Source organism: Nitrospira calida (assembly GCF_976986435.1).
Map to the genome: position 1 here is coordinate 3422086 of NZ_OZ335950.1, position 18648 is coordinate 3440733.

The window sequence follows — 18648 nt, forward strand, 5'->3', positions numbered from 1 at the left end:
GACACACGCTCCAGCCGCGCCCGATGTGACGGCATCGCCGGGTTCTTCCCCGTTCGGGCTCAGACAAAAAAATCGTGGCCTGGAGAGGGCGAAACCGAGGAGGCTCCGTTCCAGGCCGTTGGCGTGGGCGTAGCCTAACACAGTTTGAACGCCGCGTCATCGACACAGAGAGCGGGCTTTGCAGAAACAATCCGACACAGCGATCGTCTAATACATAACATAGAGCGACGCAAACGAACGTTCACTTTTCACAAAGAGACAGACCCCATGACTCACCGAACCGGTTTAGCCGCAATCAGGCCGCTCATCCTGACCTGGGGCATCATGACCCTCGCAACGGGGCTGTCCTTCCTGTTCCCGCGTTTCGACCAAACGGCCTTCGCCGTGAGCAGATCGACGTTTCCGCCGCAGGTGCAACGACCGCCCGATATTGCAGTCGAGCGCCTGGACCGGCCTCCACGGGACCGTCCCGTCGTCGGCCAGGTGATCGACCTCAACACTGCCTCCCTCGATCAACTTGTCACGCTGCCCGGAATCGATGAGCCAACCGCCAGGTCGATCATCGCAGGACGGCCCTATCGGACAGGAAACGAGCTCGTAGAGAAGCGGATCCTCTCGGAGGCCGAGTACGAAATGATCAAAGATCGCGTAACCGTGAGGCCCGAGTAACGAGAAAACCCATCACATCCCCCGGACGTAGCGCCCCACCAGTCGGTAGGCGTTGTGCAGATACTGGGCCATCATGCGATGCGTGTTGAAGAAGGCGCCGTTCAAGGCGATACAGTGCCGCATGATCCCAATGAAGCGCTCGCGGTCCTTATAAAAACAGGGCAGGATGTGGTTCGCGAGCTTGTCATAGAGCGCCGCTGCGTGGCAGGCATCCATCCCGGAGGCCGGTTCCAGACAGGAGTCGATGCGCTCCCCGATCGACCAGCCGGTCACCCCTTCGACATGGCCTTCAATCCACCAACCGTCCAGGACGCTGAGGCTGGGCACGCCGTTGATCGCCGCCTTCATCCCGCTGGTTCCGGAGGCTTCCAGAGGCGGCAAGGGGGTATTGAGCCACACATCAGCGCCGGCACAGACGAGCTTCGCTAACGCCATGTCATAATTGTTGAGGTAGGCGATTGCGACGGCGCCTTCGAGTGCTTTCCGCGCCTCGTAGATCCGCTGGATCATGTCCTTGCCGTCCTGGTCCCGCGGATGGGCCTTGCCGGCGAAGACAAGCTGGAACGGCCCCACCTGCCGGGCGATGGCCTTGAGACGATCGAGGTCGTGGAAGATCAGTGTCCCACGTTTGTACAGGGCGGCGCGCCTCGCAAATCCGATGGTCAGCACGTCGCGATCGAATCCCGCATTCGTCTCGCGATTGACTAATTTCACCAGCGCCCGCTTGGCCTCCGTATGCGCCGCCCAGATCTCCGCACCGGGAATGCCCACGGCGTACCGCAGCGACAATGGATCGCGCCGCCAGTCCGGCAGGCGGCGATCGTACAGCGCCTGGAATGCCGGGGCGGCCCAGGTCACAGCATGAACCCCGTTGGTGATCGAGTGAATCGGATAGCCGGGAAACAGAGATTGGGATACCTCGCCGTGCTTCATGGCGACACCGTTGATGTACCGGGACCCACGCAACGCCAACTCGGTCATGTTCAGCGCCGGTCCGGTCCCGCAGGCCTGCAACCATCCACATCGACGCTCGCCGAGTATGCGGCGGGCGAGGTCGGCCGAAAACTGGTCGTGGCCGGCCGGGACAGGCGTGTGGGTGGTGAAGACGCATTGCGCGCGCACGGCCTCCAGCATGTCGGCGGAGACCGGCCCGGTCCTTCCTCGCGCGGCCAATTTCTCTTCCAGCAGGGCCAGAACCAACAGCGCGGCATGTCCTTCGTTCAGGTGATAGCACGGCACCTCGCGATAGCCCAATGCGCGGAGGATCTTCAGCCCGCCGTACCCCAGCACCACTTCCTGGCAGAGCCGATAGGACGCGTCGCCTCCGTATAATACATCCGTCAGCCGGCGGTCTCCCGGCTGATTCCCATCCACGTCCGTGTCCAAGAAGTACACCGGTACGGTAAAACCCGACACACCTTTCACCAAATACCGCCAGGCGCGGACTGCTACGGTCCGGTTTTCGATGTCCACCGTCACGCGTCCATCCACCGGCTCCAAAAAATCATCGATCGGCCACAGCACCGGCTCCTCGGCCTGCCGGCCGGCGTGATCCAGCCGCTGGTAGAAGTAGCCGTACCGGTGCAGCAAGGTCACGGCAACCATGGGCACTTCCAGATCGGCGGCCGAGCGAATCGTGTCGCCCGCCAGCACACCGAGTCCTCCCGCATAGGTCGGAATCGCCGGGTCCAAGCCGATTTCCATAGAGAAGTAGGCCACAAGCGGGGTCTCGATCGGTTCGGTACTCATGTCACGCGGTGCCACTCGTTCTTCTTGGCTCCTCTCACTACGTCATTTCAGCCATAGGCGCAAGTCATCCCAACGTCTCCCGAATCCAACCTCCCAGGTAATGGGTGATCGCCACGACGCACAGGCCGATGAGCAGATGCTCCCCAATGACCTTCCACGGCGCGATGCGTTGCGCTCGGGCCAGCGCAACACTGAGCAGGGTCAAGAGGAACAACCCCCAGGCGACGCTGATGCCGACTGCCAGTTGAAGAGGTAGCAGGAAGACCGGGACAGCAAAGGTCATCGCGATCACGAATTTTGCCGCAAACGTGGCGATCGTCGACTCCCAGATCTCCAAGGGCGTACCGCTGTTTTTCGACTCCTCGGAAATATGGATGCCCAGGGCGTCCGACAGGGCATCCGCGACGGCGATGGTGAGAATGCCCCCGATGACCACAGACTTCGACTGGGTACCGGAATGGAGGCCGACCATCAGCCCCAACGTCGTGATGACGCCCGAGGTCAATCCAAAGCTAAAACCCGTTTTCACTGAAGACTTCATGGCTCGCATCACCCCCGCCTTCTTTCCCCCTCCGAAGGAAGGGGAAAGGAGGGAAGATCAGCGGGGAAATGTCAGCACATACTCCAACACATCGCGGGTCTCCTCTTCGGACAGAACCCATTTCCACGCCCCCATGGCCGTGTTGGCGCGGCCTTCGTGGATGCTGCGCAAGAGCTGGGAGTTTGGTTTCTTAAGGACTTGGGGCGACGTGAGATCCGCGACCGGCGGGTTGAACCGCCTATACCCGTCCCCCCTGCCCTGCGGACCGTGGCAGGCCAGGCAGTGGGTTTCGTACAGCGCTTTGCCTTTGATGGGATCTCCTTCGGCCGCAAGCGCACGCGGGCCGCCATCTGCGATGGCAAAGGTCATCAATAATGCGAGGAAACCCGATTTCGTCATCGTGCGCAGTCCGAATGTTTATGGAGACACGCGCTTGCCCATTGCGCGATCTGCTCCAGCAATTTCGTCACCGCCCGGTTGGCCCCCAGTGCGCCGCCGTAAGCATCCTCGCTGGGCGCAGGCTCCAGCACTTCGAATCGGCGCGTCCCGACCACGCTCGGCTCCCTCAGATCGACCAGTTGCGCGCGCAAGGCCATGCGGACGCGGCTGGGGGTCTCCAGAAACTGCTGCTCCAACGCCACGTCCAGAGTATCGAGGCGATAGTCCCCGCGCAGCGCACTCGGCATCGGGATCACGGCTTGCCAGGCCCCGCTCTTCTCCAGCGCTTGCACCAACAGCGGAGCCAGCATGCGGGCCGGCGTATCGGCCCATTGGTTGACGGCGTAGTACCGGACTTCATAGGGGCGTGTCACGTAGGCCATGCGCGGCGTGTCGAATCCCGCCTCCGCCTGCGGCGGACCGACCAGCAACACCGGCGAGGCGCCCGCGCGGCCGCCCGGTTCCTTGTCAGCCCACATGGTCTCCTCGGCACGCAGGAGATAGGTATGCACCGGCCCGCTGTCCGACCGCGGCGCTAGACAGGCCGTGAGCGCCGTCGCCACCAGCGCACCGAGGACCGTCCCGACCCCTCGATTCACCATGCTCCGCATTTCCACCCGACCGTGAGGTGTTCGAGGTTCGCGGGTCGAGGTCAAAGTGCTGCTCACGTCGAACTCCACACCGTGAACGTCGAACCGGTTCTCTTCATTCCCCTGGCCCTTTCGGCTGCAGCGACCGGCCGAAGACCAGCGCGTTCGGTTCCCGCTCAATCTGTCGGGCAACGCGTTGCAACGTGGCGGTCAGTTGCCGGAGCTCCGCGATGAGCAGGCTAGTCTCGGGCAAAGTCTGACGGGAGAACTGTTCGACATTGGGCTTGGTCTCGTTCACGAGCGCGCCGATGGCCTTGCCGGTGCGGGCGAGTTCTTCCGTCATCGCCTGCAACGAAGCCGCGCTCCTGTTGACCCGTTCCAGCAGGGCCGGGATTTGCTCGTTGAGGGTGCGACTCAGCTTGGCGAGATGCTCTGCCGTCTGCGCCGCGCCGGTCAGCCCTTGATCCACCCGCCCGCTCCGCGCCGCCAGAGTCCGGCTGACCGTGGCCAAGTCCGACAGGATCTGCTTCAGCGCCGCGCGGTTCTCCTGATCGATCACGCCGCGGGCGTCCTGCGCCAGCGTAGTGAGATTGGCCAGCAGCCGGGAGAGCGATTGGTCTTCCAGCAACCGTGAGACGGCGCTGTCCAATCGCGCGAGCAGCGACGGGCCGGTCTTGATCACCGCATACGCTTGGCCAGGCTTGGCCGTGAGAGGCGGCGAGTCACGGGTCCCGCCGGTGAGGTCCACGATGGCGAAGCCGGTCAACCCCTGCACATGAAGCACCGCGACCGTATCTTCTTTGATGGGGGTGCCGCGGGTGATGTCCAACGTGAGCCGCACCTCCTCCGGATTCTCGGGATTGAGCCGAATATCGGCCACGTACCCGACTTCCACCCCGCGATACTTCACCGGCGAGTTCACGCTCAGGCCGGCAACCGACTCCTGCATAAAGGCGTAATACCGGTCATACACGGTTCCGTATTCGCCCTTGCCGAGCCACAGCACGATTCCAAGCAAGACGGCGCTCAGCACCACGACGAAGAGCCCGACCAGGACGTAGTTCACTTTCGGTTCCATCTCCGTATCCTCTCACGCGGCAGGCGCGTGACGAGCGGGACTCGCAAGAAACGCGCACCAGGCGCGCGTCGCGCTATTCGCGCGTGCCCCGCATTTCTCGCGCTCATGTGCTGTCACGCTTTCCGCCTCATGGATTGCTCCCTCGCCGCCCGCCCGCGCGGACCGTGGAAATACTCGCGGATCAGCGGATCGGCTGACTGGGACAATTCCTCCATCGTGCCGATCCCCAGCACCTTGCCGTTTCCCAAGACCGCCACCCGATCGGCCACCCGCCAGAGCGAGTCGAGATCGTGCGTGACCATCACGATTGTCAGGCCCAGCAGTTTCTTCAGCTCCTTGACCAGGTCGTCGAACGCGCCGGCGCTGATCGGATCGAGCCCGGATGTCGGCTCGTCCAGGAAGAGCAGCTCCGGATCGAGTGCGATCGCGCGGGCCAGCGCCGCCCGCTTCCGCATGCCACCACTCAGCTCGTTGGGATACTTGTCGGCGGCCGACGACGGGAGGCCGGTCAGCGCGATCTTAAACATGGCGATGTCGCGGATCAGGCCTGGACTCAAGCCGGTGTGCTCCCGCAAGGGGACCGCGACGTTGTCCGCCACGGTGAGCGAACTGAACAGCGCCCCATGTTGAAACATCACGCCGCAGCGGCGGTGGAGGGCGCGGACGCCGGCTTCGCCGAGGCCGGCGCATTCCCGGCCGAACACCCGGATCGTTCCCGAACTCGGCGTCAACAGCCCGATGATCTCGCGCAGCAAGGTCGATTTGCCGCAGCCGTTGCCGCCGGCAATGGCGAAGACTTCCCCTCGGTACACCGTCAGGCTCACATCGTCATGCACCACCGCTTCGCCGAACCGCGTGGAGACACGACGAACGTCGATCAGCGGAACGATACCGCTGTCAGAGCCGGTCACACTTTCCATTTCGTTTTCTCCCCTTGGCGCCATCTTCGGCTCCAACGTCGGCGAAAAACGCGGGGGAAGCGCGACTCGCGCGAATTGTCGAACGTCCAGAGGCAGGTTCCACGCCCCTCGCGCGCTTCGCGCCCGTCTCGCCAGTCCCGCGGCTTACACCCAGCGCGTGTTTCACGCCTGTCTCGCTCGTCTCGCCAGTCGCACCGGTCCCACACTTCACAACTTCCACCAACTCAAGAGAATCGAAAAGAACGCATCGAACACGATGACGAGAAAGATGCTCTGGACCACACTGATCGTCGTGTGGCGGCCGACATCGTCCACGCCCCCGCGGATCTGGAATCCCTGATAGCAGCCGACCAGCGCGATGATCGCCGCGAACACCGGCGCCTTCACCACACCAATCAGGAAATGCCGCAGCGCGATCGCTTCCTCGAAACGGGTCAGGAATTCGAGGAAGGTCACGCTCAACTGGCCCGCCGCGATCAGCATGCCGCCGAAGACCCCCACCACATCCGCATAGACCGTCAGCAATGGCAGGGCGATCGCCAAGGACAACACCTTGGGGAGCACCAGCACCTTCATCGGCGACAGGCCCAACGTTCGAAGCGCGTCCAATTCCTCAGTGACCTGCATGGTCCCGATTTGAGCGGTGTAGGCCGACCCCGAGCGGCCCGCCACCAAGATCGCCGTCACGAGCGGCGCAATTTCCCGCAGCAGGGCAATGCCCACGAGGTCCACGATGAAGATGTTGGCGCCGACGCTCCGCAACTGCTCGGCCCCCTGATAGGCGATCACGATTCCCATCAGGAACGTCAGCAACCCGATGATCGGCAGCGCGTTGAACCCGTCCAGCTCCAGACTGTTCCACAGCGCTCGCCACCGGATCGAGCGCGGCGCGGCCAGCGACCGAACCAGTGCGACGGCGCTCTCTCCTAAAAACCCCAGACCGCCGATCCACTGTTGCAGGCGATTCCACGCGAAAGCCCCAACTCGTTCCAACCAGTTTGCTGACGGTCCGGTCGCTTCCCGCCCGACGCGGGTCCAATGCGCGGAGACCAACTTGAGCAGCTCGGCGAACTCCGGCCGCAACCCGCGCAACGTGACGTGCCGCCCCTGGCGGTCAAGCTGCACCAGCGTCCGGTGGAGCAACACCGCCCCGCCCGAATCCATCGCGGTGACCTGGCTGGCATCCCAGACCAGATCGCGGCCCGCCGGCCACGATGCGCTGGCTACCTCCCGTTCGATCGCCGGCAATTCCGGCAAGGTCCAGACCCCGGCGATACGGATGACCGCATCGGTCCCGATCGCCACCGAGGCTCTCGCCGTCTCCCCCCGCACCCCCATGGCGTATACTCCATTAGCACCGGACAACCTTTACTTAATCGTACGCCACAATGGCCTGAATTTTCTCGTGGTGCTCACGCGAAACACCCCTGCCGCTTCTGCCCGGAGCACTCATTGATCCTCGCCATGCAACGGGCCACGGGGACGAGGAGAACGTTTTATCTTGCAGTCAAGAACCGAGAGCCTTTTCAGACCTCGTCCCGACGGCAGAGCCGGTCTCTTTCATCGAAACTGCCGCCGGAACCGCCACATGCCGAACCCAAAGAGCGCCACGCCCAGCATCGCCATAGAGACCGCCATTGGCCAGAGGATCGGAAGCCCTGCCCCTTTGAAGAGGATGCCATGCGCGATGTCGATGAAATACCGGAGCGGTGACAAAGCCATGAGGGCACGCACCCAGACCGGCATGGCCTCCAGCGGCGTGGTGATACCGGAGAGCAACAGCATGGGCGCCACCGCCAGCAACGTCATCATACCTACCTGCGCCTGATTGCGGGCGAGAGACGCTGCGAGCAAACCCATTCCGGCCGTGGTGAAGACGAACAGGGCCGTCAGTGCGAAGAACAGCGTCACGCTTCCCCGGACCGGGACGCCGAACACCGGTCGCATGATTCCGAACAACGCGACGGCGGTCGCGACGAGGATTGCCGCCGTCATGGCCAGCACTTTGGAGAGCATGATCTGGAACGGGGTGAGCGGGGACACCAGCAACTGTTCGACCGTCCCGTGTTCCTTTTCGCGGACCAGCGCGGCGGCCGGCAGCATAATCGCAAAGATCGTGATCATGCGGAGGAGGTGCGACACGGATTCGAACCAGCTTTCTGTCTGGTTCGGGTTGTACCAGACCCGGTGATCGTTCAGGACCATCGGCCGGTTCGGCGACGAGTCGTTCGCCGCGCCGATTCGCGCCAGCGCTGCCTCCCTGCCGAATTCGCCAATGATGCGGGTCGCATAGCCGGCCGCCGAGAGCCCCTGGGCGGAATTGGTCGTATCGACCAGGAGCTGCACCGCGACAGACTCGCCACCGTGGAGCGATTCGTGAAAACGGGGGGGGAGGTCCAACACCAGCAAGGATTCTCCCCGGTCAAGCCGACGCACTCCCTCATCCGCCCCGAACAGCTCCCCATCAAAACGAAAATACGGCGGATGAAACCGGCGGATGAGCTCTCGTGACGACGCGCGATGGTCCTCGTCATACACCAGCAGGCCGGCGTTCCGCAGTTGCGTCTGGATGCCGCTCCCGGTGAGATACACGGACAACGTGAACGAATAGACCACAAACGCCATCAGCGGGAGATCCCGAAACAACTGCCACAGCTCTTTCCGTGTCATCACCGCCAATCGGCGCCACCAGGTCAGCGTCCGTGGAGACTTGAACATCATTGTGGCGCGCTTCATGATCGCGGCCTCTTCGTGAACAACCGATAGCCAATGAGCCTGAGCGCCGCCGCATAAAGCACCAGGGCCAACCCGTCACGCCACAGGACCTCCGGCCCGACCCCTTTGAGGAACACGCCCCAACAGACGTTGGCGTAATACATGCCGGGGAAGAGATGCGCCAGAAACCGCGAAGTCGGGCTCAAGGAGGAAACCGGAAAGAGCAGGCCGGAAAACAGGATAGTGGGCACCGTGCTCACCACGACCGTAATGATCAGCGCGGCCTGCTGGGTGCGCACCAGGAGCGAGACGATTAAGCCAATCCCAGTACTGCTGAGCACGAACATCATGGACACCGCCAGGAACAAGACCGGATTCCCTTTGAACGGCACCTTGAAGATCAGGAGGGCCATCAGCCACAGGATGATCACGTTGAGCATGGAGATCAGGACATAGGGCGCCAACTTGCCGGCTAGAAACTCGATGCGGCTCACCGGCGCGCTGTAGATGTTGTAGATGGACCCGGTTTCTTTCTCCCGCACGATCCCGAGCGCGGTAAGGAGCGGAGACGAGACCATGAGCGTGAACATCACGAGGGCCGGCACAATCGACCAGGTGCCCCGCACCTCTTCGTTGTACAGATAGCGCACCTCGGGCGTGATCGGCCGCGCCAACGTCTCCGCCTGCCGGCGGGAGAGGCCTTGGCTGCGCGCGAGATGCGTGATGAGCAGTTCTTCGTTGAAGGCGGCGGTGATCGCGATCACATAGCCTTTCGTGATATCCGTCCGCAGCGGAAACGTCCCATCGATCAGCGTCTGAACGCCGACGCCCGTTCCGGCCGACAGACGTTCCTGGAATTGTTCCGGTACGACGATCACGGCGCGGACCTTTCCGCTTTGGAGCAACGCGTCCGCCGCCTCCTCCACCGCCACGTACCCTTGAAAGTCGAAGTACCGGGACTCGATGAAGCGATGCAGATAGTCGCGGCTGAGGGCGCTGCGATCCCGGTCCACGACGGCGAACGGAATGTTTTCCACATCCAGCACGAGTCCGTACCCGAACACGATCATCCAGAGCGCCGGCATCAAAAACGCCAGGAGCAGAAACATCCGGTCGCGGGTTACCTCGCGCCATTCTTTCGAGACGACCGCCGCGATTCGCCGAAGGTTCATGCGGCCGCTCCGTCGTTGGTTGCCCGCTCCTGCCGTTCCAGCGCCATCACCCGATAGACGAACACGTCTTCGAGCGTGAGAGGGCGAACGTCCGCCCGGTCGATTCGAATCCCCTCCGCCGACAAGATGGCACGAATGCTCGCCTCGTCGCGTGCCGGATCGGGTGAGAGCCAGTGGAGCTTGGTTCCAAAGAGCGCTGCGCCGGCGAATCCCGCCCGTTGCAACCGCGCGAGGCTCACCTCCGGCCGATCGGTCGCCACTTCCAGCAAATAGCCGGCTTCGCGTTCCACCTGACGTTTCAGGTCCGCGGGCGCGCCCTCCGCGACGATCCGGCCCACATACATGAGCGCCAGATGATCGCAATGCTCTGCCTCGCCCATATCGTGCGTCGTGATGAGGATCGCGACGCCTTCTTCCCTCGCCAATCGCAACAGAATGTCCCAAAAGTTGCGGCGCCCGATGGGATCTACGCCGGAGGTCGGCTCATCCAGAAACAGCACGCGCGGGCGATGGACCAGTGCGCAGCCCAACGCCAGCCGTTGCCGGACACCCATCGGAAGTCGACCAGTCAGGTCCGACTCGTAACCCTTCAGCCCCGCCATCGTCAGAATCCATTCCAGCCGCGCGGCGGCCTCCCGTTTGGCCAACCCATAGATGCCGGCGAAGAGTCGGATGTTCTCCACGACGGTCAGGTCTCGATACAGGGAGAACGCTTGCGACATGTAGCCGATCCGCTCTTTGATCGCGCCGCCGGCCGTCCGCATATCAACGCCCGCCACCCACCCTTGACCGTCCGTCGGCGGCAAGATGCCGGTCAGCATCTTGATCACGGTGGTCTTCCCGGCCCCGTTGGCTCCGAGAAGGCCGAAGATTTCGCCTTGCTTGACCCGAAAACTCACGCGGTCCACCGCCCGGAAGGACCCGAACTCGCGCACGAGCCCTCTCGCTTCAATGGCAAGCCTGTCGCGAGCGGGACCGGCATCTTCTCCGGCTCTCCAGGCCGACCGCTTGGAGGGCGGGGGCAAACCCGACGGGGCTTCATGCTGTCGAAGCAGGAGCGCCACGACGACATCTTCGAGTTCCGGCTCTTCCACGCGGAGCCGCTCGACTCTAATCCCGCCTAGAGCGGACTCGATGCGCGTCGTCGCGGCCTTCGGATCAGTCTCCTCCATGAACACATGGAGCAGAGGACCGAGCGCTTCGACTTGCTTGTATTCCTTCTTCAGCCGAGCGAGCGCCTCGATTTGCGGAGTCGCCTCAAATGCCACCATCGTTCCGGGAACCAACGCCCGAACCTCTGCAGGCGTTCCGCAAACCAGCGTCTTCCCGTTCGACACAAATGACAACCGATGAAACCGTTCCGCCTCATCCATATAGGCGGTCGACACCAACGCCGTCATTCCGCGTTCCCGGAGCAACTCGCCCAGAATGGCCCAGAAGTCCCTGCGCGAGACGGGATCGACGCCGGTGGTCGGCTCATCCAGAATCGCCAACTCCGGCTCGTGAATGAGCGTACAGATCAGCCCCAGCTTCTGCTTCATCCCGCCGGAGAGATGCTTCATGGCGCGGTCGCGGAACCTGTCGAGCCGCGTCATCGCGAGAAGACGGACCTTCCGCTCCATCAACTCACGCTCCGGCACCAGCCTCAGCCGCGCAAAGAAATCAATGTTCTCTTCCACCGAGAGTTCGGAATAGAGGTTGAGGCCGAGGCCTTGTGGGAGAAACCCGATGCGGGGTTTGACCCGCTCCGCCGCCCGCTCGGAATCCACCTTCACGCCGAAGACTTCGACCTCGCCGGCCTCATAGGTCAATACCCCGGCGATGGCCTTCATGAGGCTGCTCTTGCCGGCTCCGTCCGGCCCGATCAGGCCATAGATCTCGCCCCTGCGAACCACCAGATCCACCCCGTTCACGGCGAGGTGCTTCTTGTAGCGCTTGACGAAGGCGGAAACTCGGACAATAGGACCATTATCCTCCACTGCTTCCCTCATCCATTTTCTTCTCTCCAAGGGTAGGGTGGCTGGATTGTTCCGTACTGCGCGCATCGACCGAGCACCGCCCTCGATGTGATCATTTGATCAACTCTTGCGTGCGCGGTCTGCGAGCACGAAGGACGATCCAGCCCCCTACCCTCATTTCGGCTTCGCCCACGCCACGTCATCCCGCCATTTGATGACCGCGTCGGCCGGCAATCCTGGCGTCAGTCGATGGCCCGGGTTCTCTTTGAGATACAGCTTCACCGCGTAGACCAGTTTCACCCGCTCATCCGGTGTCTGGACCTCTTTGGGCGTGAACTCAGCTTTTGAGGCGATATAGCGAACCACGGCTTCGAAGGGCTGATCGGGAAACGCGTCAGTGTAGATGCGGGCCGGCAAGTCCAGACGGACCTTGCCGATCTGCACCTCCGGCACATAGACCTGAAGATAGAGACGGTCCAAGTCCACCAGCTCGAGCAGCGGGGCGCCGGCGGCCACGACTTCCCCGACATCGATCATGCGGGTCGTCACGGTGCCGGTCGTCGGCGCGACGATGGTCAAGTCCGCCAGCACACTCTCGGCTTCGGTCAAGGCCGCCTCCGCCTGATCACGCTGCCGCTCCAGCGCGGCCACTTCGTGTTCTTTCGCGCGAATCTTCTTCCATCCTAGTTCCGCCTGCGCCAATTCCTTCTTCGACCGAAGCAGCGCGGACTTGGCCGCCTTCAGGTCGTTCTGTGCCACCGCCCATCGGGCCTCGGCTTGGTCAAGCTGTTGCTGCGAGACCGCTTGTTCGGCGAAAAGCGGCCGCATCCGCTCCACATCGCGGCGCGCTTCCTGTTCCACCGCCTCGGCCTTCGCCACGGCTGCACGAGCGCTGGCGACCCACTCCTCCGCGGCCTCGATGGCCAGCGGCACCTCCACGTTCAACACGGCCAGCGAGGTGTGGGCCGCTTGGACCTGGGCTTCGAGCGCCTCGACGGCCCGTGTTGCTTGCTCCACCTTGGCCCGCGTCTGGGTGTCGTCCAAACGGACCAGCACCTGACCTGCTTGGACAGTGTCTCCTTCTCTGGCTAGCAATTGCTCAATCCGACCCGGAAACTTGCTGGCAACTGTGACGTGGTCCCCCTCAATGCGCCCGTTAGCTTGAATCAGCCCGTCCGGGAACCCGCTGTCCCACGCGCAGCGTGTGAGCGCCACCAGCGCGCCGACAACAAGCGCAATCGTGACCACTGTGGCGAACCCATATCGTTTGGACAGGTGGAGAAGGGACGCCGTGGTCAATGCCTGATGCACCCGCCCGACCTCCGGATAGCGTACCTTAGTCAGTTTGACCCTTGGGAAGGCGAGCACCTTCCACTGGGTTTGCAAGGCAGGGCCCACTCATTTGCCGTCGGGCAGAGCAAGTCTTTGTGTAAGAAAATCACGCGGTTGTCGAGCCATTCCATGGGACAGCCAGAGGACTCAGGGGAAGTCCTGCTACAGAACCACACCTCCTGGCTGTGGCGGAAGGCGACAGGATCGAGGAGAGTCGAAGGCGGCGGACTTCATGCCTCCCGCAGCTTTGCGTCCAGATAGGACTTCAGCGCCACCGCGTTGTTGCGTTCGACATCCTTGGCACCGAATAGCAGCGTCACCGTGCCGGACCGCGCCGCCTCCAGCAGTGGACGCCAGGCCTCGGGGTTGCGGTCAAGTTCCGCGAAATAGCGGCGTTGAAATTCGGCCCATTTCTTGGGATCGTGCGCAAACCAGGTGCGGAGCTTGTCGCTGGGCGCCACATCCTTGAGCCAGCCGTCGAGGGGCAGGGCTTCCTTTTTCACTCCGCGCGGCCAAAGCCGGTCCACGAGAAAATAGGCGCCGGCGCCGCGCTGTTTGAGGTCATACACGCGTTCAACTCGGATCATCGACGGCTTCCCTCTCTAAGAGCGAATGGCGAACTGCAAATAGCTCTGAGCTATTCGCGGTAAGCTGCCCGCTCGAGAGTTACGGATCACCGAACGCGTACCCCGCCCGCGCACAGGCGTTTCGGACCGTCGTCATCACCGCGGGGCTATCTGAATGCGGCATCACCGCCACCTCCGGTGCCTCGCGCAGGCGGGCAAGGATCGTGTCGGCCGCGCCACCAGCCAATTCGTCGCAGGTCTGGTACAGGCCTCCGGTGCCCTCTTCAAGCCGATTGTGGGCGGCGAGGATGGCGCGGATCGCTGCCAGCACCGCCAGCGTCGGCGTGGGCATGAGCAGTGACGCGAGCGCCCCGTGGTCAAGCCGCAGTTTGACGGCGATCGGAAGCGGCTCGCCCCCGCGCAGCCGCTGGATGGCTGGCAGGAGGATTTTTTCCTCCATCCCGATATGGCGCAGCAGCCCGGAACGGAATCGATCATAGGCCTCGTGATCGATATGGCTCGGATCGGCCGTGGCGGCGCGGAGCAGTCCATCGAGCCGCGCATGGTCTTCGGCGAGGAAACCGGCGATCCGGTCTTTGTGCACGCTTCCGCTGGACATAGGTCAGTAGACTACCCGGCTTAGGGTCGCGGTTCAAGCCGTCCGTTACCCCGTGCTTACGTTCGCACCAATGCCACGGCGAGGAACAAGATGACGAGCGTCAGCACGAGCGAAAAGCGCGCCAGCCAGGGCGACCAGGTGATCAGAAGACGGTCGATTTCCGTTCGATCGGATTCCGGAAGAGGCTGAATGCGGCTGACGCGGGGCCCGACCGCGAAATCGTGGACGCCGGTCAGCGCGAGGAGGAGCAGGACAAGGGATAATTTGGCCGTCAACACGGCCGGCCACCGACTCGGCTCGAGCAACGACAGGCCGCGATGCGCCAGCAGTATAGGGCCGGTGATGACCAGAACTGCGATGGAAAACCACACGACAGCCCGAAACCTAAAGGCGATGACCCGGAACAGCGCCGTCCGCTGGGACGACACGCCTTCACGCCTGAGTGCCGGCACCAGCACAAGGGAGAGGAACACCATCCCGCCGATCCAACTGACCGCCGCGAGCAGATGAAGCCAGACCACCAACACCATCACGCAGCCGTTTCCAACCGACCAGACCAGGTGGATCCTGAACCGTTCCTCGTAGAGTCGTTGGTCGCGCGCCGCGAGCGGATCGCCGCCCGAAGGCGATCGAGTGTGGACGAACGGTCAGAGGGATCGACCAGGATGTCGATGAGCGTTACGCCCGGCCTCTCGCAGGCGGCATGGAGCGCGCTTCGAAACCCAGTCCGCGTGCTCACGCGCACGCCGATCGCGCCCAGCGCTTCGGCGACTGCCACATAGTCCCACGAGGGAATCTCGCACACGGTCGGCGGAGCGCCTAAGGCTTCCAGGCTGCGATACCCCCGGTTATTGAGCACGATCACCACGGCATGCACCCCGTATCGCACCAACGTGGCGATCTCCATCCCAGTCATCTGGAATCCGCCGTCGCCCACCAGGGCGATCGGCCGGCGGTCGGGCAGGGCCAAACCGGCGCCCAGCGCAGCCGGCACGCCGAAGCCCATGCTGGCATAGTAGCCCGGATTCAGGATGAGCTCCGCGTTGAGTTCCACCGAACCGAACAAACAATCGCCTGCATCGGTCGTGAACACATAGCGCCGATCGTCCAGATGGCTCAATTCCGTAAAGACGTCGTCGATCAGCGAGCCTCCGCGCGAGCCTGGCCTCTCGGGCACATACTCGTTCTTGAACGTCCGCGGCGCGATCGCCCTTCCCGCAAGCAGCGATGTCATCACTTCGACCAATCCGACCCGCTCATAGCGATGATGGCTGATCACGGTGTCATTGGCCAGGATTTGAATCACGGCTTCCCGCTTGATCGCGCTCGTGAACAAGCCGGTCTCGGTATCGGTAAGCCAGGCGCCTAACATCAGGAGGCAATCGGCCTCTTCGACCATCCGATGCGAATAAGGATGGCCGGCCGCGCCCATATACGTTCCGATGAACTGCGAATGGTGTTCCGGGAAGACGGCTTTGCCCATAAAGGAGGTCGAGACGGGGAGCCCGTACCGCTCGGCGAGTTGGATCAGTCGATCTCTGAGTCCTAATCGCATAATCTCGACCCCGGCGAGGATGACCGGGTGGCGGCTGCGGTTCAAGCGGGTCGTGATCTCCTGCATTGCTTCGGTCAACGCTGCCTCGTCCCGTTCTCGGACCGGAACAGCGGCCGCGCTCGGCTCGCCGATATCGACCCCGACCAGATCGCAGGGGATCTCCACATACCCGGGCCGCTTCTCCCAGCGCACCGCGTCGATGACGCGGTCGATGTCCGCGGACGCCCTCGCCGGGTCCTCCAGCGCTACCGCGGCTGCGGTGAGCTGTTCGTAGATGCGCCGCTGGGTCTCGAAGGTCCTGACCTTATGGTGGATCAACAGTTCCGGCCTACGACCGGCCAGAGCAGGCGCCCCACTCAGGACCACCATCGGCGATTTCTCGGCGTAGGCCTGGGCGACGGCATTCACCATGTTGAGGGCGCCGGCCCCATAGGTGCCGATGGCCAGCCCTATCCCTTTGAGGCGGGCATAGGCATCGGCCGCAAATCCGGCGGAGGGTTCGTGGGTGGTCAGGATCGGTCGGATCGGACCGTGCTCTACTTCGGTGTACACCGGCAGGATGAGATCACCGGGAATCCCGAAAGCATGAGCCGCGCCAAGCTCATACAGCCGGGTGAACAAATAGGAGGCCAACCGCATGGGGACTGGTCCCATCGGGTCATGGCGCTTGCGCCGCTTCCCCTTATCCGGTGAGCGTCGGTTGGGGGAGATAGAGGCAGGCCGGCTCTTCGCCCAGGTAGTGGCCGGTCCGGCCGAACGCGCGGGCGCGACAGCCACCGCAGACGATCCGGTATTCGCACCGCCCACACTTCCCCATGAGGCGTTCAGGATCCCGGAGATCGGCGAACACCGGCGAATCAGCCCAGACTTGGGCAAAGGTCTGCCGCCGCAGATCGCCAGCCTGAACCAGGAGGTAGCCGCACGGAAACACCTCGCCCCGATGCGAGACGAAGCAGATCCGGCTGCCGGCCAGACAGCCGCGGCGGGTCTGGCTCGTCACCCGCGCTCCGTGACGTGTCTCTTGGGCTTCTGTTTCAGACGCTTCACGCTTCGCGATCGACGCATGACGCCCCGCGAGCGCCTGCCGTTGGAGGCGGACACGCTGGATATGCGGCGCACAGGTGGCGCGGATCTCCATGGTCTCCCGTTCGGCCACCTCGTCGATCCACCACAACACCGCCTCATAGTCATGTGGAGTCAGTTGCAGGGATGAATCGATCTCTAGCCCGCAGCCGACCGGGACCAGCAAGAACAGGTGCCAGGCGTCAGCGCCGAGCTTGCGGACCAGCTCATAGATCGTTTCCAACTGGTCTCGGTTATGGTACGTCACGGTGGTGTTGACCTGCAGGGACATCCCAAGTTCCTTGAGATAGATGAATCCGTCCACCGCCGCATCAAAGGCACCGGCCACGCGGCGGAAGGCATCGTGTGTCTCCGCATTAGGCCCGTCGAGGCTGATCGACACCCGCCTGAAACCCGCCGTGACAATACGCTTGGCCATCGCGCGGGAGACCAAGGTGCCGTTCGTGGCGAGTGCCGAGGGCACGCTGCGACGCCGGGCATAGCCGGCCAAGACAAAGAGGTCATCCCGGAGAAGCGGCTCCCCGCCGGTGAACACCAGCAGAGGCCGGCCGATCAGCGCAAGTTCGTCGATCAGCCGGAAGCCCTCCGGCGTGCTCAACTCGCGCGGATCGGTGTCCGCCTCCGGCACCGCCCGGCAGTGGGCGCAGCGCAGATTGCAGCGCTTGGTGAGCTCCCAGTAGACCAGACACGGTGGTGGAGGACGCATCATGGCTTACGCGAACAGAGAGCCGCCTCGTAAGCTACTCGCCAGTCCAACCGACGGGGACGGACAAGGTGACAGGAGGAACAGCCTCACCTTGTCCGCTGAGCTGGTCACCGCTCATTCCCCTCTTCCATCAGCAAGCTGGTCGCAAATCGCCGGCAGGTGTTGGACATGACAGGGCTCAGACTGTTCGAACCCACAGCTATCCGCTACTTGCCACCAGCTATTCGCGACTTATTGCATCAGAATGCAATCCCGACATAGGGTCCGACTTGGAAATAGCTGTTCTCGGTATTGGTCATGTTGGCCGCCAGGTGATAGCGGACATCGGCGCCGAGATGAAAGGCCTTCCAGACGCGATACTCGAATCCGGCTCCAAACTGGACACCCACATCCAGGTACTGAGTTTGGTTAGAGGGCGGACTGATGACATGAATGTCCAAGCCAATGGGGATGATCCAGGGTCGAAAGGCGCTACCCTCCATGAATTTGAGCTTCGGGGCAATGTCGATGGTGACCATCGTAAGCTGCGTCTTGGCGGGGGTGGTGCCGCCTCCCAGCGGGGTCCCCGCTAGCGCGGTGACGGTCGGCACTGCACTTGTCACCGTCTTCGACGCCAGCCGGTTGAACTGCACCCCGATTTCCCCGACGGCCCAGACGCCGCTCATCATCCCCCACGTGTCCTTCGTGAGGACGTTGTCCAACCAGGCGCCCACATACCAGCCGTAGGCATTGTCGTTCCGCCCGATCCCCAGAGCATTTTGGGTATCGGTAAAAATTTCCCCACCCCGGTCGCTATTAAGCCGCATGAACCCGCCCTTGAAGACCACCATGTTGCCGGTTTCTTCCGCCCACGCCAGCGGAAGCGTCGCTAGGGCGATGCCGAGCCCCGTGAGAACCCCCCCAACAGATTTGAATAATACTCCCTTGAGCCTGCCGTCGATCATGCGTGACCTCCTC

At 63.0% G+C, this 18648-nt stretch carries 18 protein-coding genes; 1 reads left to right on the plus strand and 17 read right to left on the minus strand.

Going from position 1 to position 18648, the window contains the following annotated elements; genetic code table 11:
- Positions 1-267: 267 nt before the first annotated feature.
- Entirely contained in the window at positions 268-669 is a 402-nt protein-coding gene (locus tag ACWHTU_RS16690) for a ComEA family DNA-binding protein (protein ID WP_447860531.1), read from the plus strand.
- A gap of 12 nt (positions 670-681) precedes the next feature.
- On the opposite strand, the gene glgP is transcribed toward ACWHTU_RS16690, so the two are convergent.
- The 17 genes from glgP to ACWHTU_RS16775 all read right to left on the minus strand — a co-directional run bounded on the left by glgP (position 682) and on the right by ACWHTU_RS16775 (position 18635).
- The gene (glgP, locus tag ACWHTU_RS16695) at positions 682-2418 is read right to left on the minus strand and encodes an alpha-glucan family phosphorylase (RefSeq protein ID WP_447860532.1); all 1737 of its coding nucleotides are present in this window, start codon (positions 2416-2418) and stop codon (positions 682-684) included.
- 64 nt (positions 2419-2482) lie between these two features.
- Positions 2483-2959 (minus strand): hypothetical protein, encoded by a 477-nt coding sequence (locus ACWHTU_RS16700; protein ID WP_447863386.1) that lies wholly within the window; start codon positions 2957-2959, stop codon positions 2483-2485.
- Positions 2960-3016: 57 nt separating this feature from the next.
- Positions 3017-3358, minus strand: coding sequence for a c-type cytochrome (locus ACWHTU_RS16705; protein WP_447860533.1), 342 nt, complete (start codon positions 3356-3358; stop codon positions 3017-3019).
- Complete coding sequence (locus tag ACWHTU_RS16710; protein ID WP_447860534.1) at positions 3355-3999, minus strand: ABC-type transport auxiliary lipoprotein family protein; 645 nt, start codon at positions 3997-3999, stop codon at positions 3355-3357. Before ACWHTU_RS16710 ends, ACWHTU_RS16705 begins: the two co-directional genes overlap by 4 nt.
- Before the next feature lie 103 nt (positions 4000-4102).
- Positions 4103-5065, minus strand: a complete 963-nt coding sequence (locus ACWHTU_RS16715; RefSeq protein WP_447860535.1) for an MlaD family protein — start codon at positions 5063-5065, stop codon at positions 4103-4105.
- Between the two features lie 113 nt (positions 5066-5178).
- Entirely contained in the window at positions 5179-5985 is an 807-nt protein-coding gene (locus tag ACWHTU_RS16720) for an ABC transporter ATP-binding protein (protein WP_447860536.1), read from the minus strand.
- A gap of 207 nt (positions 5986-6192) precedes the next feature.
- Positions 6193-7323, minus strand: coding sequence for an ABC transporter permease (locus tag ACWHTU_RS16725; RefSeq protein ID WP_447860537.1), 1131 nt, complete (start codon positions 7321-7323; stop codon positions 6193-6195).
- A gap of 222 nt (positions 7324-7545) precedes the next feature.
- Positions 7546-8721, minus strand: coding sequence for an ABC transporter permease (locus tag ACWHTU_RS16730; protein WP_447860538.1), 1176 nt, complete (start codon positions 8719-8721; stop codon positions 7546-7548).
- A complete protein-coding gene (locus tag ACWHTU_RS16735) occupies positions 8718-9872 on the minus strand; it encodes an ABC transporter permease (RefSeq protein WP_447860539.1) in 1155 nt (384 codons plus the stop codon). Before ACWHTU_RS16735 ends, ACWHTU_RS16730 begins: the two co-directional genes overlap by 4 nt.
- Entirely contained in the window at positions 9869-11863 is a 1995-nt protein-coding gene (locus ACWHTU_RS16740; protein ID WP_447860540.1) for an ATP-binding cassette domain-containing protein, read from the minus strand. The genes ACWHTU_RS16735 and ACWHTU_RS16740 overlap by 4 nt, the downstream gene beginning before the upstream one ends.
- Positions 11864-12004: 141 nt before the next feature.
- A complete protein-coding gene (locus ACWHTU_RS16745; RefSeq protein ID WP_447860541.1) occupies positions 12005-13216 on the minus strand; it encodes an HlyD family secretion protein in 1212 nt (403 codons plus the stop codon).
- 176 nt (positions 13217-13392) lie between these two features.
- A complete protein-coding gene (locus ACWHTU_RS16750) occupies positions 13393-13749 on the minus strand; it encodes a DUF488 domain-containing protein (RefSeq protein ID WP_447860542.1) in 357 nt (118 codons plus the stop codon).
- A 79-nt stretch (positions 13750-13828) separates the two neighbouring features.
- Complete coding sequence (locus ACWHTU_RS16755) at positions 13829-14332, minus strand: hemerythrin domain-containing protein (RefSeq protein ID WP_447860543.1); 504 nt, start codon at positions 14330-14332, stop codon at positions 13829-13831.
- Positions 14333-14403: 71 nt separating this feature from the next.
- A complete protein-coding gene (locus tag ACWHTU_RS16760; RefSeq protein ID WP_447863387.1) occupies positions 14404-14877 on the minus strand; it encodes a DUF4149 domain-containing protein in 474 nt (157 codons plus the stop codon).
- The gene (locus ACWHTU_RS16765; RefSeq protein WP_447860544.1) at positions 14877-16541 is read right to left on the minus strand and encodes an alpha-keto acid decarboxylase family protein; all 1665 of its coding nucleotides are present in this window, start codon (positions 16539-16541) and stop codon (positions 14877-14879) included. Before ACWHTU_RS16765 ends, ACWHTU_RS16760 begins: the two co-directional genes overlap by 1 nt.
- 43 nt (positions 16542-16584) lie before the next feature.
- Positions 16585-17694 (minus strand): radical SAM protein, encoded by a 1110-nt coding sequence (locus ACWHTU_RS16770; RefSeq protein ID WP_447860545.1) that lies wholly within the window; start codon positions 17692-17694, stop codon positions 16585-16587.
- A 236-nt stretch (positions 17695-17930) separates the two neighbouring features.
- On the minus strand, positions 17931-18635 hold the full coding sequence (locus tag ACWHTU_RS16775; RefSeq protein WP_447860546.1) for a hypothetical protein: 705 nt from the start codon (positions 18633-18635) through the stop codon (positions 17931-17933).
- Between the last annotated feature and the right edge of the window lie 13 nt (positions 18636-18648).

Coding starts and splice junctions, on each gene's coding strand:
- ACWHTU_RS16775 (WP_447860546.1), bottom strand. CDS start 18,635: ATGATCGACGGCAGGCTCAAGGGAGTATTATTCAAATCTGTTGGGGGG.
- glgP (WP_447860532.1), bottom strand. CDS start 2,418: ATGAGTACCGAACCGATCGAGACCCCGCTTGTGGCCTACTTCTCTATG.
- ACWHTU_RS16770 (WP_447860545.1), bottom strand. CDS start 17,694: ATGATGCGTCCTCCACCACCGTGTCTGGTCTACTGGGAGCTCACCAAG.
- ACWHTU_RS16710 (WP_447860534.1), bottom strand. CDS start 3,999: ATGGTGAATCGAGGGGTCGGGACGGTCCTCGGTGCGCTGGTGGCGACG.
- ACWHTU_RS16690 (WP_447860531.1), top strand. CDS start 268: ATGACTCACCGAACCGGTTTAGCCGCAATCAGGCCGCTCATCCTGACC.
- ACWHTU_RS16760 (WP_447863387.1), bottom strand. CDS start 14,877: ATGGTGTTGGTGGTCTGGCTTCATCTGCTCGCGGCGGTCAGTTGGATC.
- ACWHTU_RS16735 (WP_447860539.1), bottom strand. CDS start 9,872: ATGAACCTTCGGCGAATCGCGGCGGTCGTCTCGAAAGAATGGCGCGAG.
- ACWHTU_RS16750 (WP_447860542.1), bottom strand. CDS start 13,749: ATGATCCGAGTTGAACGCGTGTATGACCTCAAACAGCGCGGCGCCGGC.
- ACWHTU_RS16765 (WP_447860544.1), bottom strand. CDS start 16,541: ATGCGGTTGGCCTCCTATTTGTTCACCCGGCTGTATGAGCTTGGCGCG.
- ACWHTU_RS16720 (WP_447860536.1), bottom strand. CDS start 5,985: ATGGAAAGTGTGACCGGCTCTGACAGCGGTATCGTTCCGCTGATCGAC.
- ACWHTU_RS16725 (WP_447860537.1), bottom strand. CDS start 7,323: ATGGGGGTGCGGGGGGAGACGGCGAGAGCCTCGGTGGCGATCGGGACC.
- ACWHTU_RS16740 (WP_447860540.1), bottom strand. CDS start 11,863: ATGAGGGAAGCAGTGGAGGATAATGGTCCTATTGTCCGAGTTTCCGCC.
- ACWHTU_RS16705 (WP_447860533.1), bottom strand. CDS start 3,358: ATGACGAAATCGGGTTTCCTCGCATTATTGATGACCTTTGCCATCGCA.
- ACWHTU_RS16700 (WP_447863386.1), bottom strand. CDS start 2,959: ATGAAGTCTTCAGTGAAAACGGGTTTTAGCTTTGGATTGACCTCGGGC.
- ACWHTU_RS16715 (WP_447860535.1), bottom strand. CDS start 5,065: ATGGAACCGAAAGTGAACTACGTCCTGGTCGGGCTCTTCGTCGTGGTG.
- ACWHTU_RS16730 (WP_447860538.1), bottom strand. CDS start 8,721: ATGAAGCGCGCCACAATGATGTTCAAGTCTCCACGGACGCTGACCTGG.